Origin of the sequence: Paenibacillus sp. FSL H7-0350 (assembly GCF_038593195.1) — a bacterium.
Classification (GTDB): Bacteria; Bacillota; Bacilli; order Paenibacillales; family Paenibacillaceae; genus Paenibacillus_AQ.
In genome coordinates this window covers 2,955,332-2,969,015 of record NZ_CP151972.1, presented here as the reverse complement: position 1 = coordinate 2,969,015, position 13,684 = coordinate 2,955,332, and the positions used below count along the sequence as shown (strand labels likewise).

General features: G+C 45.4%; 12 protein-coding genes and 1 riboswitch. All 12 genes read left to right on the top strand.

Annotation, left to right across the window (positions count from 1 at the left end; genetic code table 11):
* Nucleotides 1-12 precede the first annotated feature (12 nt).
* Nucleotides 13-2,406: an ABC transporter permease gene (locus NYE24_RS13550; protein ID WP_342478886.1), complete on the top strand. Its 2,394-nt coding sequence runs from the start codon at nt 13-15 to the stop codon at nt 2,404-2,406.
* A gap of 19 nt (nt 2,407-2,425) precedes the next feature.
* Nucleotides 2,426-3,577: a radical SAM protein gene (locus NYE24_RS13545; protein ID WP_342478885.1), complete on the top strand. Its 1,152-nt coding sequence runs from the start codon at nt 2,426-2,428 to the stop codon at nt 3,575-3,577.
* Nucleotides 3,578-3,597: 20 nt separating this feature from the next.
* A complete protein-coding gene (locus NYE24_RS13540) occupies nt 3,598-4,689 on the top strand; it encodes a radical SAM protein (RefSeq protein ID WP_342478884.1) in 1,092 nt (363 codons plus the stop codon).
* Entirely contained in the window at nt 4,682-5,944 is a 1,263-nt protein-coding gene (locus NYE24_RS13535; RefSeq protein ID WP_342478883.1) for a radical SAM protein, read from the top strand. Before NYE24_RS13540 ends, NYE24_RS13535 begins: the two co-directional genes overlap by 8 nt.
* A 16-nt stretch (nt 5,945-5,960) precedes the next feature.
* Entirely contained in the window at nt 5,961-7,676 is a 1,716-nt protein-coding gene (locus NYE24_RS13530; protein WP_342478882.1) for an ABC transporter ATP-binding protein, read from the top strand.
* Nucleotides 7,677-7,729: 53 nt separating this feature from the next.
* On the top strand, nt 7,730-8,017 hold the full coding sequence (locus NYE24_RS13525; RefSeq protein ID WP_036701568.1) for a nucleoside-diphosphate sugar epimerase: 288 nt from the start codon (nt 7,730-7,732) through the stop codon (nt 8,015-8,017).
* Between the two features lie 33 nt (nt 8,018-8,050).
* The gene (locus NYE24_RS13520; RefSeq protein WP_342478881.1) at nt 8,051-8,386 is read left to right on the top strand and encodes a restriction endonuclease subunit S; all 336 of its coding nucleotides are present in this window, start codon (nt 8,051-8,053) and stop codon (nt 8,384-8,386) included.
* Nucleotides 8,383-8,670: a hypothetical protein gene (locus NYE24_RS13515; RefSeq protein WP_036701531.1), complete on the top strand. Its 288-nt coding sequence runs from the start codon at nt 8,383-8,385 to the stop codon at nt 8,668-8,670. Before NYE24_RS13520 ends, NYE24_RS13515 begins: the two co-directional genes overlap by 4 nt.
* Before the next feature lie 19 nt (nt 8,671-8,689).
* On the top strand, nt 8,690-9,094 hold the full coding sequence (locus NYE24_RS13510; RefSeq protein WP_036701529.1) for a hypothetical protein: 405 nt from the start codon (nt 8,690-8,692) through the stop codon (nt 9,092-9,094).
* Nucleotides 9,095-9,336: 242 nt separating this feature from the next.
* A complete protein-coding gene (locus NYE24_RS13505) occupies nt 9,337-9,798 on the top strand; it encodes a GNAT family N-acetyltransferase (protein ID WP_235218584.1) in 462 nt (153 codons plus the stop codon).
* A gap of 171 nt (nt 9,799-9,969) precedes the next feature.
* A riboswitch (purine riboswitch) is annotated at nt 9,970-10,068 on the top strand.
* A gap of 61 nt (nt 10,069-10,129) precedes the next feature.
* The gene (locus tag NYE24_RS13500) at nt 10,130-11,467 is read left to right on the top strand and encodes a 5'-deoxyadenosine deaminase (protein WP_076160948.1); all 1,338 of its coding nucleotides are present in this window, start codon (nt 10,130-10,132) and stop codon (nt 11,465-11,467) included.
* A 313-nt stretch (nt 11,468-11,780) separates the two neighbouring features.
* Entirely contained in the window at nt 11,781-13,682 is a 1,902-nt protein-coding gene (locus tag NYE24_RS13495) for an LTA synthase family protein (protein ID WP_342478880.1), read from the top strand.
* Nucleotides 13,683-13,684: the final 2 nt, after the last annotated feature.

Below are 13,684 nucleotides of genomic sequence, written 5' to 3'. Positions count from 1 at the left end.
GATGGTGTAAGCATGTCTAAAATCAATAAGTCAGCGCTCAAGAGGGTTTCCAATGCGAATTTGCGGGCGGAAAAAGTGAAAAATTATGTTGTTGGCAGTGTAATCACATTGGCGGCTTTTTTATTAACCGTGGTGATGACCTTTGGTTATAATTCATTTTCCAGCATGAAAAATGAATCCGATATTCAGGCTATGTTCTTGGATATCAGCAATGAAGAGGTCACACTGCTGCAAAATGTAGAAGATGTTCAGCGGGTGGGTCTGTATAAGGAAATAGGATGGGACAAACAAGCGGGGCCTTTATTATCCCTGTTGTACTCGGACGAGGCGATGATGGAGCTGTCTCATGCCAAGATCGTGGAAGGGAAGTACCCGGAACAGGCGGATGAGATTGCCATTGAAAAAAAATATTTAGTATCCGCTAAGAAAAACACGGAAATTGGAGAACAAGTGGCGATAAGTTTTAGAAATGAAGTAAGCAGAGAAATAGTGACGCATGAATTTATAATCTCGGGATTTCTGCAAACCACCGCCTCCGAAGACAGCAATAGAGTGAGCTACAATGCCCTTGTATCCAGCGCCTTCGTGAATCAGGATCCAGCGCTTTCCACAAGCTCATATTCCGCAGTTGCGCAACTGACTAATGCAGACCAATATTCCAATGAAGAAATAAAAGCCAAAATTAAGGAAGTGGCGAAGCAGGCCAACATTCCGGTGCAGAATCTCAAAATTAATGAAGTGAACATAGACGCCAACAATATGTCAGGAGGCACGACGTTAACCATCCTTCTTATTATACTGGTTATTTTGTTGGCTTGTTGGCTGGTAATCTACAATATTTTTTACATATCCATCACGAAGCGAATTAAGCAGTTTGGTCAATTAAGAGCACTGGGTGCTACAAAGAAACAGATTAAAATGATTGTAATGTATGAAGGGAAAGAGCTCTCACAAAGGTACATTCCAATCGGCATCTTGCTGGGATGTCTGGTGAGTTGGAGTCTGCACCCCTCGAACTGGATTATGCTTCCAAGCCTGCTGCTTGCTCTTTTGGCCGGATTGTTTACTTGGTTCACTGTAAGAGCTTCGCTTAATGCGCCCGCTAATTTCGCCTCCCGAATCTCTCCGGTAGCAGCCATCAGACAGCTAAATGTGGAGAGTTATACGCATAGAGAAAGGGAAAATTCGCCAAGGTTAACCCCCTTATTTCTAGCCAAAGTGAATTTGACCCGAAGCAAGAAGAAAACAATATTAACGGTGTTGTCGCTGGTGCTCAGCGGTATTTTGTTTATTTCGTTTGCGTCACTGCTAAACTCCGTGGATTCTGTTGCCAGAGTCAAGCAGAACTTTCCGAATAATGGGAAGTTTATGATTGAAGTCAATAAAGAATTGAAATCAGAGTCGGTTACCTTAAGTGATCTCCAGACGAAGGATCAACTCTCGACATCGTTAACCAAGAACATTATGTCTATAGATGGCGTAGAAAACGTCATAGAGCATCAATTCATTGAAGCAACGATTAAAGATAGTACTGCAGGTGATGCTCCTGTGGTAGTAGGCATTGAGAATATTTCGCCAAATAACATCGGATACCTGGAAGAACAACTGGCTGAGGGGAATATTCCGGACCTCAACAGCACAGACAGTTCTTCTATTCTGATGAATAGTGGCAGCAGCGCTAATGAATTCTATGGAATCCAATATCATGTTGGCGATCAACTGTCACTGCTGATTAGCAATGATCATGAACAAGTTCAGCATGATTTCATCATTGCAGGTGATATCCGTGACAGCAATTTAGAGACGCTCTTTTATTTGCCGAGCCCAGCCTTACGAGCCATCGCGCCCTTTAATCCCGCTGAACGCTACGAAGTTATTGTTGCAGAAGGAGCCAATGAAGAGCACATTCAGAAGGATCTGCAAAATCTGCTGGTAAAGGCGGACACGTTGAAGGTGGTCTCTTTTGCAGAGCAGGTGAAATCCAACCAGATGGCAATGAAAACCATCACGATTGTCGTGTATAGCTTTATGATATTCCTCGCATTGTTCAGTCTCATGAATCTGACGAACACAATCATAACTACTATTGCTGCCAGGAAAAATGAGCTGGGCATGATGGAGGCTATTGGAATGCGGCGCAAGCAGGTGACGGTTATGTTAGGCTACGAATCCGGATTTTTAAGTATAGGGAGCCTGATTATCGCTCTGATCGCAGGGAGTGTAATTGGTTTTGGGGTCAGCGAAGTTATCGGAAACATCGGAGGTCTTTCTTTTATTCAATATAAGTTCCCATGGAGTGCGGTTACCTTCTATATTGTCGCGTATGTAGTGGTCCAGATGCTCATCATTTATGGGGTTAGAACTTCAATGTCGAAGCAGACCTTGATAGAACGTTTGAAAAATTGAGAGGAAAGGATGAATCCATATGGAGTGTACATTAAATCTGGCTGACGGGTGCAATCTTCAATGTACTTACTGTTATGAAGGGAATGAGAAGCAAAAGACCAAATTAAGCATGGATTCCATGCAAACCGCCATTGATTTTATGATCAAAAACAATCCAGAGGATGAAAACATTCATCTTAACTTATTGGGCGGGGAACCCTTACTGAATAAAAAAATGTTCTTTGGACTCTTCGATTATATAGACAGTGCATGGGCCGAATCCAAAGACAAATTTGAATTTGAAATGACGACGAATGGGATTTTAATGGATGATAATGTCATGAATATAGTGAAAAATAATAATTTTAAACTTTCTATCAGTGTTGATGGAGATAGAGAAACTCACAATATAAACAGAAAAAGCTTGGATAAGAGAGATTATTACGACAGCATCCTGTCGAACATCCAGAAGTTGATTGAGCTTAAAGTGGCCTTTGGCATCCGCATGACAGTAACATGCAATAATGTCCATTTATTTCATAAGAATGTTCTCTATTTCTATCATATGGGGGTCAAGAATATCTATGCCGCCTATGATGATTTTGGAGCCTGGACCCCTGAAACTTTGAACGAATTAGATCATCAGATGGAATTACTCGATGAATTTTATCTGACATCCATTGCTTACACCAAGGATCTCCTTTTTAATTTACATGATCTTAAACTGACTACCTTTTTTGCAGCCAGAAAGGCGATGTATTGTTCTGCCGGCTCGATTGGACATTTTACAGTCAACAGCAGCGGAGAAATATATCCCTGCGGCTATGTATTGAATGATCCCAAGTGGAAAATCGGAAATATAGAGTCGGGAATCGAAAGGAAAAAGCTGTTGGACTCCATTAGAGCTTCGGTAAAATCTTCCGAAAAGTGTAAGCAATGTGATATCGCCTTTACATGCAGCGGTCAAAAATGCGGTTTTCAGAATTACAGAATCACAGGCTATTTGAACATACCTTCAGACATAACCTGTGAATTGGAACGAATTTTGTACAAGCATAATTATATTGTGATTAGCCGAATGTATGACCAGAAAACACCGAGATTGATGCGGTATTTTGAAATTGCTGAGGCGAATAACATTGAAATAAGCACAACTATGCAATCCATTATTAGCGAAGTGGCAGCCAAATAATAAATGTTAGGAGCATTTACATGTACTCTATGACATTGGAGATCAATCAAAAGTGCAATTTGAAGTGCAAGTATTGTTATCTGGGTGAAAAAGTAGGAACGGTTATGTCACTGGAAACCGCTAAAAAAAGTATTGATTTGGCCTTTCAAAAAGCTGAGATCCATAGAGACCGGAAAATTTGGTTTGATTTTATCGGAGGAGAGGCGCTGCTTGACTTTGAGCTGCTTAACCAGATGATGTCGTATATTTTGGAGCAAAATAAGGACAAACGTTTTAATCTCAAGTTTTCAATGACATCAAACGCGACGGTTTTAAACCAAAGATTTATGGATTTCCTGATTGGGAACAAATTTGATCTAAAAATAAGTATTGACGGATACGAAGAGGTTCATGACTTGAACCGGATCACCCATAATGAGCGCGGCTCCTTTAATAAAATAATAAAAAATTGGGATTACATTACGGATTATGAAATGAAAACGGGAAAGTATGTTCAAGTTACAAATGTTGTAACCAGAAATAATTATATGTATTTTTATGAAAGTGTAAAATTCCTGGTAGAAGAGCTGGGTGTAAAAATCATTGACACTGCCATTGATTTGTTCGTCGATTGGACTGAAGAGGAACTGGAGACCATTTGCAGCCACATTTACAGGATATACGCATTATATGAACGGTGCTTCAATGAACAACGGGCTTTCGGATGGAGCTTTGTGAATGAAGTGCTTCATTCCGTAGAAGAAAAACGCAAATTTTATAGCTGTGGTGCGGGGATTATTAGTCTCTATGTTCGGACAGACGGTACGTTTTTTTCGTGTTCTACACATATGGCGCAAGAAGAAGGTCTTGGAGATGTAGACAGAGGATTAAATCCCCAAAAAATCGCATATCTCAAGCAGTTGAACTCCATTGACAATGAAACCTGTCTTGCTTGTGAAATCTACGAATTATGCGAGGCTAAAAGCTGTATTATGCAAAGTCTGGATACAAATGGTGATGTCAATATCCCGGACCCAACACTATGTTTCATGCAGAAATTTAAAACTTCATTCTATTATGATAATTTACGCAGCTTAAAAAAAATAAATGAAGGAAGTTATGCAAATGGATAGCACTCCAATCAAGATCATTAAAAAAAACGAAAAAGTACTGATCCTGAATCCTGAAAATTCGCATTGGGTTAAAATGAGCCAGAAAATTTATGATAAATACAGCGTGAATTGGTCTTCATTTTCTGATTATTTAGACAGGAAATTTGGTTTGTTCAATAAAAATACCAGAAAAGATTCTATCAGGAGTGTATACTATTCTGTTACCGGAAAATGCAACTTAAATTGCGATTTTTGCAGTATGAGTTCAGGGACGGGGGTCAGCACTAAAAATGATCTTTCTATCGAAGAAATCAGACAGGTTGTAATTCCAAAAATCCGGGAGGTTCATCCCAAAACCATTGTAATTACTGGAGGAGAGCCCTTTGTCCGGAAAGATATTACAGCTATATTGCAAGCATTTAAAGAAGAATTTGGAAAAGAAAGTATTCTTCTTCAAACCAATGGCATCTTGCTTAATAAACAGACAATACAGGAAGCTACACAATATGTGGGGGCAATTGAAATCAGTATAGAAAATATATTTGACAATGAGCTGACCTTACAAAAAATGAAACAGAAATTCAACGATATAGTTGCCCATGGCTGTGGTCTTAAATTCTCCTTTGTAATCAATTCGTACACTTCTCAATATCTTTCCGAGGCTCTTCGTTTGACCTATGAATATGATGCAGCCTGTCTGCTTAGATTTGTGAGTGAAGTCGGGCGAGCAGCAACTGGCAATACAACAATGAATTATACCGACAAAATTGACATCTATGTGGATATGCTTAGCTTTGTTCTTGAAAAAGGACTTCTAAGTGATAATATTGCCGAGGTTTTTTTAAGCAGTGTGCAGGCCAAAAGTGAGTGTGGAGCTTACGGAAGAACCTGGGGAATCCATCCGGATGGCGGTATATATATGTGTTCCAATTTTCAGACCGATGACTTTAAATTAGGCAATATCAGAGAAACTGGAGCAAAACAAATAATTAATAATCTGAATGTTAAAAAAGAGGATGAAAATATTAAAAGTGTGTTCTTGGTGAATAGAAGAGAAAAATGCAATGATTGTGACATCCAATATTTTTGTACCGGCCCATGTGCTGCTGAAATCATCGAAAAAGAAAAAAAGGAAGAAGATATTTACAGTGATTGTGATTTGAAAAAATTATTCGTAAATTTTATGCTGTATGAATTTGACAAGGTAGAAACAAAGCAGGAAAATCTGGTTCTTTTATTGGAGTACTTGAAAAAAGAAAGAATGATAATGGCATAATGAAAGGTTGTTTCATATGCAACATTCATATTTAACCTTTTTGAAGAAGTATCTGCTTCAAGAAAAGAAATTCATTATATTGGTATTAACTGTAACTATCCTGCAAAGTTTGATTACCATATGCATTCCCTTGACGTATAAAGAGCTTATTGACAGAGCATTCCCAAACAGAAATTTCAATTTGTTCATTCAGTGCGTTTCCATTATGATCAGTCTTTTTTTGCTAAATTGCCTTTTTAATATCTTCAAGGATTATATGATGGCTAAGATTGTGGAAAAACTAAGCTTTACATTGAAAAAAGAATTAAATAACAAGCTTAGCCGTCTGTCTTATTCTTTTTTTGATTCCCATAAATTAAGTGACATTTTATCAAGATATAATATAGAAATCGATACAATAAAGCAAAATTGCGGCTATATGACTATTCAAATTTTCAGTAACATGGTCACGACTATATTTGCTTGCAGTATGATTTTGTATTTTGATTGGAGACTGTTCTTAATCTCGGCCTCTGTGATTGTTCTTTACATAACGGTGAATAGATATTTCGGGAAAAAAGTTAAAAAATATGCTGAAGAAACAATGAAAAGCAATGAACATTCGGTTAATCAAATTATGGAAACCTACAATAATATACTCATTACAAAGATGTATGGGGCTTTTCATTATGTAGAACATAGATTCAAAAACATTTATAAGAAACAGTACAATAATCAAATGCAGCTGGAACTGGCGTATTCCGTTAATATTAATATAAGTAGCATACTCATTCACTTATTGTCAGGAGTGATATGGATAATAGGCGGAATCGGGATCTTCATGAACAAGTATTCAATAGGGATGATTATTTCACTTATAAACTATCAGAATATGCTGCTCGGTACAGCAAGGTTCTTCAGTGAATTTAACAATAGCTATCAAGGTGCACTGACAGCTATAGAAAGGCTGCAATCTATCTATGACGAAGTTGAGGAGAGGTTGGGTGGGAGTCGGCCTCCTGAATATATAAACGAAATAACACTTGATAATATTTGTTTTTCTTACGGTGCAGAGGAGCGTGCAGTGCTAATAGAGACTTCCTGTACCATTCATAAAGGTCAAATTACCGCATTTGTCGGACCAAGCGGGTGCGGAAAATCAACTTTGACCAAATTGCTGCTGGGACTATATCAGCCGCAAAGAGGGGAAATTTTAATCAATAATATGAACCTGGCGAATATGGACTTATGTGAGTATAGGGAAAGAACAGCCTATATTCCTCAGGTTTCTTTGTTTTTTAATGATTCCATTGTGAACAATCTGAATTTTGGAGCAGATGTGGATTACAGTGTGTTGGAGAGAAATTGTAAAATGATAGATTTGTATAATGAAATTATGAATTTGCCCGATCAATGGGATACGATTTTGAGCAGTGGAGGAAACAACCTCTCTGGTGGCCAAAAAAAGAGGTTGGATATAGTAAGAGCACTGATTAAGGATGCGGATATTATTATTTTTGACGAGCCCACTGCTTCCTTGGATCTGGAGAGAAGGGATGCTTTATTACAATTATTACAGAGAATGAAGTGCGATAAGATCATTATTCTGATCACCCACAATATTGAGGAGGCACACTACTTTGATCGAATTGTTTCTATGAAGGATGGACAATTATCGGAATGCACTGCCCAGGAATGGAGGACAAAAGGAATTGACATCCCTGTTTTTCAAATGGATGTATCGGCACCGTAAAGGCTCCTGCCGCATATGCTGTAGCAGGGCGTTTGAGCAAAGGAGACATGAAGGTGCAGAGTAAAATTACAAAAGTCCTGCAGCACATGGCCCATACGCACGAACAAATGGCACGGATTCTCGACGCCGAACGCCACGTAGCCGTCCGTATGTCGCAAATAGTTCACGATCTGCCGGATGCGGACCCTGATTTCGGCGGATTCAGTGGGCTGGTGGAAAGCTCAGGTCAAGTCAACAAAAACATCATTGCTTACCTCAATGCACTTGCCGATCTTGAAGAGGCGATGGCTGAGGGAGTGGGCAGGGTCATCAAGGAATTAAACGGTCAGGAAGAAGAGTAAGGGTAACGTGTAACCTGAGCAAGGAGGCGGAGGATGAGCAGAGAAAAGGCATATCTGCAAATGCTGGAGTCGACCGCTGCCATCCAGTGGAACATCGCGATGATTCTCGAGGCCAAAGCGGTGGAAGCGGAAAAAGTGAAGCAGTGGACCCATCATCACATCCACGCTAGAGCGTTCGACTCCCACGAAGACCAGCTGAAGGAATCCATCTCTATTCACGAGGTAATCGTGGAAATGGTAGAGGGGCTGACGAAGCTGGAGAACGGGCTGTACAGCAACCTGAAGGCGGTGCTGGGCAGCGGGGAAGACGAGGGCGGCGATTTCGGCGGGGATAGCGAAGGCTTCAGCTTCGGGGACGACAGCAAATGAGCGGCGGGCTGCTCTCCGAACATGCCGTCAAGCTGGAGATGATCCGCTCGATCGCCCGCAGCCAGGCAGCGCTCGCAGCCATCCTTGAGAGTATTGCTGAAGTGACGGGGCAATCGGAGCTGACAGCCCGCAAGCTGAGCGACAATATCAGGATTCTTAGCGGGTACCAGAGTTCAATGTGCCGGATGATATCCGGTATTTCACTGCATGAGCCCAAAGAAGGAGTGCCTGCAGCCCCCTGGCTGAGTAAGGTCTGCTCAGAGGGGACCGCCAGGAGTAGATGAAGTACAGGAGGCGTAGAAGATGAAGAGGAAGAGACTGGGCAAGCTTCGTTCCACGGGCAAGGGGAAGAGACGCAGACCGCTGCTGTCGCGGAAGACGCGGATACGCAAAGGTCCCGGAGGCAAATCACGCAAGGGTCTGCTAGGCAAGCCGGGGAAGAAATCCCTGCTGCTGCGCAGAAAAAGAAGACTACGCAGACGGCTGCTCCGCAGATCCCGCATGGTTAAGCCGCCGGTGCAGGTTATCCCGGCTATCGAGCCCCCTCCCCAGCCGCAGGTGGTTCCGCTCCCCCCGGATCTGGGCGTCCCGCCGGAGCTGCCGCCGGGAGACGCCTATCAGCAGGGCTACACCGAAGCATACAACGTGGGGTTCGACGCCGGTTTCGCCAAGGGCTTCGAGGACGGGCATAAGCTGGAGCTCGGCTGACAGAGCCGCAGGCACAGCAACGTGCAGGCCGATACAGCGGCTACAGGGGTCGGCGCATAATGCGCCGACCCTACAATTCATGGGATACTTTGGGATAAGGCGGACTATCGGAATTTCCGGCCGGATATGGTAGACTTCTTAACAGAATCTTTACCAGGTTCACTATTCAGGCAGGAAAGTGGGGAACGTACATGATGGGGAATGAGATACGAAGAGCGCGGAGTGAGGAGGTCCAGGGGATCATGAATCTGATTGCCAAATGTGTACAAGTTATGCAGGCAGGCGGAAGCGATCAATGGGATGAAGGATACCCTAACCGAGAAGTCATTAGTGAAGATATCGGCAAGGGAACCTTATTTGTCTGCCTGGAGCAAGAGGCGATCGCCGGAATCCTTGTGCTGGATGAGAACCAGGCGGAGCAATATGCAGGCATTGAATGGGAACAGCAGCAAGGGCCGCATCTGATCATGCACCGGCTTGCGGTACATCCCGAGATTCAGGGCAAAGGGATTGCCCGGCGGCTGATCGCCTTTGCTGAGGAATTCGCCCGCAGCAGCGGGTACAGAAGTATCCGGCTCGATACATACGCGAAGAACGACAGGGCGCTTAAGCTGTATCCTTCACTCGGGTATTCCCAGAGAGGCGAGATTCATTTTCCCGGCCGTACCGCTGCTTTTCCGGTGTTTGAGAAGGCACTGACATAGAATATGGAGAACTAATTCCCAATGAAGTGAGATAACATTACATTTATTCTTGATTACCTAGTGTTAAAATGTTAAATCGTGCCCTGACCTCACTTAATCGAATATGCGCGTGAACTTTCATTACTCTTATTGACATGAAAGTTGTCTTTGGACTATGATTGGATTATTCATTAGTAATTGAATAGTCCTTTTCGTATATCCTTAATAATTGGTTTAAGGGTCTCTACCGGGAACCGTAAATTTCTGGCTACGAAAATATGCTGAGGCATATTTTTGTGGCCTTTTTGTGTTACAGATCAGCCGGACATCACAAGACTAGGGGGAGAAGACAATGGCGAATATCCTGATCAAGCATGCGGAGATTATTACGATGAACAAGCAGGAGGACATTATATACGGTGATATCCGCATCAAAGGTGATCTGATTGTGGAGATTGGCACCGGCCTTGAAGTGAGAGGTGATGAGCTTGTCATCGACGCCAAGAACCGGACGGTTATCCCCGGTTTCATCCAGACGCATATTCATCTCTGCCAGACACTGTTTCGCGGCAAAGGGGATGATCTGGAGCTGATGGACTGGCTGCGCAAGCGGATCTGGCCGCTGGAGGCGGCGCATGATGAGGAGTCGCTGTACTATTCTGCCATGCTTGGCATTGGGGAATTAATCACCAGCGGCACAACGACCATCGTGGATATGGAGACGGTACATCATACGGATTATGCCTTCCAGGCGATTGCGAAGAGCGGTATCCGCGCCCTGTCAGGGAAGGTCATGATGGACCGGAAGAACCCCGATGCACCGGCGGCCCTGCAGGAGGAGACGGCGGCTTCGCTGCAGGAGAGTGTGGATCTGCTGGAGAAATGGAACGGATATGCGAACGGCCGGATTCAGTATGCTTTTTCCCCGCGGTTTGTCATTTCTTGTACGGAGCCGCTGCTGCGGGAGGTGGAGAGCCTCTCGGCCCGTTACGGGGTGAAGGTGCATACCCATGCTTCCGAGAATCTGGGCGAGATCGAGCTTGTGCAGGCGATGACCGGTATGCGCAATATCGTCTATCTGGATCACCTGGGGCTGGCTAACGAACGTCTGATTCTGGCGCACTGTGTCTGGCTGGATGAGCAGGAGAAGCGGATTCTGCGGGACCGCGGGGTTCATGTCAGCCACTGCCCGGGCTCGAACCTCAAGCTGGCCTCCGGCATTGCCGATACACCGGGCATGCTTCATGACCATATTCACCTCAGCTTGGGTGCAGACGGCGCGCCCTGCAACAATAACCTGGATATGTTCAACGAGATGCGTCTGGCGGCAGTCATCCAGAAGCCCGCGCATGGCCCGACTACGATGGATGCCCGGAGCGTCTTTCGGATGGCAACGATCGGGGGCGCGAAGGCGGTAGGGATGGAGGATCAGATCGGCAGCATCGAGGTCGGCAAGAAGGCGGATCTGGCCATACTTAATCTCTATAATTTTCACACCTTCCCCTCTTATGATGTGGACCCGATCTCGCGGATCGTCTACTCGGCCACCCGTGCTGATGTGGAGACAACGATGGTTGACGGTGAGATTCTCATGCACTCAGGGCTGCTGAAGACCATCGACAAGGAGGTCGTGCTTCATGAAGCGAACTGTTCCATTAAAAGACTGCTGGGCAGCGCGCGGCTATCCTGAGCGGAAGGGGCTTCACCGCCAGCTGTTCCGGACAAACTGACTATAGTGGCTGGAGGCATGATTGCAGCCTCGACCAGAAGCGTCTTAGATTTAAATTGTAGCCTTGCAGGGGACTTCGCTCCTCTGCTTTTTTTTGTCCGTGAAAGGATAATGACTTTAAATGAACCTTTTCTCCCGCTCAGTTGTTTAATAGGGTGGCCCTCTTTTGATTCCGTTTACGAGTATTGCTATACTAGAGCAACGTGAGCTTTTTACAGAAACAAGGAATTAATTTCACACTACTATCAATGAAGAGAGTAAGAGGGGAATCGCAATGAGAGAGGGCAAACCTGCGTCTGCGCAGGCGCATTTCTATATCGTGGCTGGACTGCTGTGGCTGAAGCTGCTGCTGCTGAGAGGGCTGTTCTTTGACCGGATTGCCTGGGAGTGGATCGCTGCGGATCTGGCGCCGGTGCTCCTGCTGCTGGGTGTGCTGGCTGTTATTACGCCTGGACGGATGAGAAAAGGGGTCTTCTGGACCTTCAATGGCTTATTATCGCTGCTGCTCTTCGCGGCTAGTGTGTACTTCAATCACTTCGGCTCGGTGCCTACCTATCTGGCGCTCTATGAGCTGAACCAGGTGTTTCAGGTAAAAGAGAGTGTGGAATCTACGATTGAGTGGGTCGATTATCTGTTTTTTGCCGATCTGCTGATAGTGATGGTCTATTCGCTCTTCCGCAGATGGAAGAGAGGGCCTGAACAACGGTGGCAGAGGGACAGTCGGCCTGTACGCAGATCCCGGAGCATCTATCGGGTGGTGCTGCTGGTGGCAATCCTTGGAGGCGGCTCGCTGTCAGCGTATTCGATTCATTCGGCCCGGGGAATTACCAATGAGCTGGTCCAGGCGGAGACGGCCGGATTTCTGAGTTATGAGGTGGTGGCAGCGATCAAGGCCCAGGAGGATAACGGCCTCATCGGGACCGGTGATATTCAGGAGACGATAGCCAAGGTGCAGGCACTGGAGGCTACCTATCCTTACAAGGCTATGACAGGCGGACTGCCGGAGCATTACGGATCGCAAAAGGGGAAGAATGTCATCATCATTCAACTGGAGGCGTTTCAGAATTTCCCGCTGCATCAGTCACTGGAGGGTCAGGAGCTGACGCCGGTGCTGAATGGCCTGGCCGGAGAGGGTTTCTATTTCCCGCATGTGTATCAGCAGGTAGGTCCGGGCAATACCTCGGATGCGGAATTCATGAGCAACACCTCAATCTATCCAATCGCTTCCCTTGCCATGTCCACAGGCTTCGGAGACCGGGAGCTGCCGGGACTGCCGCGGCTTTTGCGGGATGAGGGGTATGAGGCGTACACGTTCCATGTGAACAAGGTGGGCTTCTGGAACCGGAATGAGCTCTATCCTGCGCTTGGCTTCAACGGCTACTATGACAAGGGCTCCTTCAAGAATGACCATTTTAATTCCTTCGGAGCCTCCGATGAGCAGCTCTATGCTACTGCCGTGGAGAAGCTGGCGGTGCTGCATCAGAAGGGTACGCCTTTCTATGCCCAACTGGTCACGGCCTCCAGCCATCATCCGTTCAAGGTGCCGGACAGCTTCCGCCGCATTCAGATACCGGACAAGCTCCAGGGCACGATGCTGGGTGATTATCTGAGCGCGGTGAACTATACGGATTATGCGATAGGCACGCTGATTGACGGATTGAAGCAGCAGGGCATGTGGGAGGATACTGTGCTGGTGCTGTACGGCGACCATTTCGGCCTGCAGCCGAAGGATGTCCCGGCGGAGCAGGTGGAGGAGACGCTTGGCATCAAATATGACGACCGGATCAGCCGGTTCAACATTCCGCTCGTGATCCACGTGCCCGGCATGAAGCAGGGACAGGTTGTGGAGCGTGCCGGCGGACAGCTGGATGTGCTGCCGACGGTAGCCAATCTGCTCGGGGTATCGCTGAAGGATGAGGGGTTCACGGCATTTGGTCATGATCTGCTGAATGTGGACCGCAACGTGGTGGGCATGCGCTATTATTTGCCGACAGGCTCTTTTTTCAATGATGAAGTGTTGTTCGTGCCCGGTACAAGCTTCGCGGATGGTGAGGCGGTCTCGCTGGATACGCATGAGCCAGTTAAGGATTTCAATGCCTATCAGAGCGATTACGACTACATTCTGAAGCTGATGGGCTTATCTGATGAATATGTGAAGCTGCTTCCGCAGCGTTAGGA

Excerpts from the sequence above, each read along its gene's own strand:
- NYE24_RS13535 (WP_342478883.1), top strand. The coding sequence starts at position 4,682 with ATGGATAGCACTCCAATCAAGATCATTAAAAAAAACGAAAAAGTACTG.
- NYE24_RS13530 (WP_342478882.1), top strand. The coding sequence starts at position 5,961 with ATGCAACATTCATATTTAACCTTTTTGAAGAAGTATCTGCTTCAAGAA.
- NYE24_RS13515 (WP_036701531.1), top strand. The coding sequence starts at position 8,383 with ATGAGCGGCGGGCTGCTCTCCGAACATGCCGTCAAGCTGGAGATGATC.
- NYE24_RS13545 (WP_342478885.1), top strand. The coding sequence starts at position 2,426 with ATGGAGTGTACATTAAATCTGGCTGACGGGTGCAATCTTCAATGTACT.
- NYE24_RS13520 (WP_342478881.1), top strand. The coding sequence starts at position 8,051 with ATGAGCAGAGAAAAGGCATATCTGCAAATGCTGGAGTCGACCGCTGCC.
- NYE24_RS13505 (WP_235218584.1), top strand. The coding sequence starts at position 9,337 with ATGAATCTGATTGCCAAATGTGTACAAGTTATGCAGGCAGGCGGAAGC.
- NYE24_RS13540 (WP_342478884.1), top strand. The coding sequence starts at position 3,598 with ATGTACTCTATGACATTGGAGATCAATCAAAAGTGCAATTTGAAGTGC.
- NYE24_RS13495 (WP_342478880.1), top strand. The coding sequence starts at position 11,781 with ATGAGAGAGGGCAAACCTGCGTCTGCGCAGGCGCATTTCTATATCGTG.
- NYE24_RS13550 (WP_342478886.1), top strand. The coding sequence starts at position 13 with ATGTCTAAAATCAATAAGTCAGCGCTCAAGAGGGTTTCCAATGCGAAT.
- NYE24_RS13500 (WP_076160948.1), top strand. The coding sequence starts at position 10,130 with ATGGCGAATATCCTGATCAAGCATGCGGAGATTATTACGATGAACAAG.
- NYE24_RS13510 (WP_036701529.1), top strand. The coding sequence starts at position 8,690 with ATGAAGAGGAAGAGACTGGGCAAGCTTCGTTCCACGGGCAAGGGGAAG.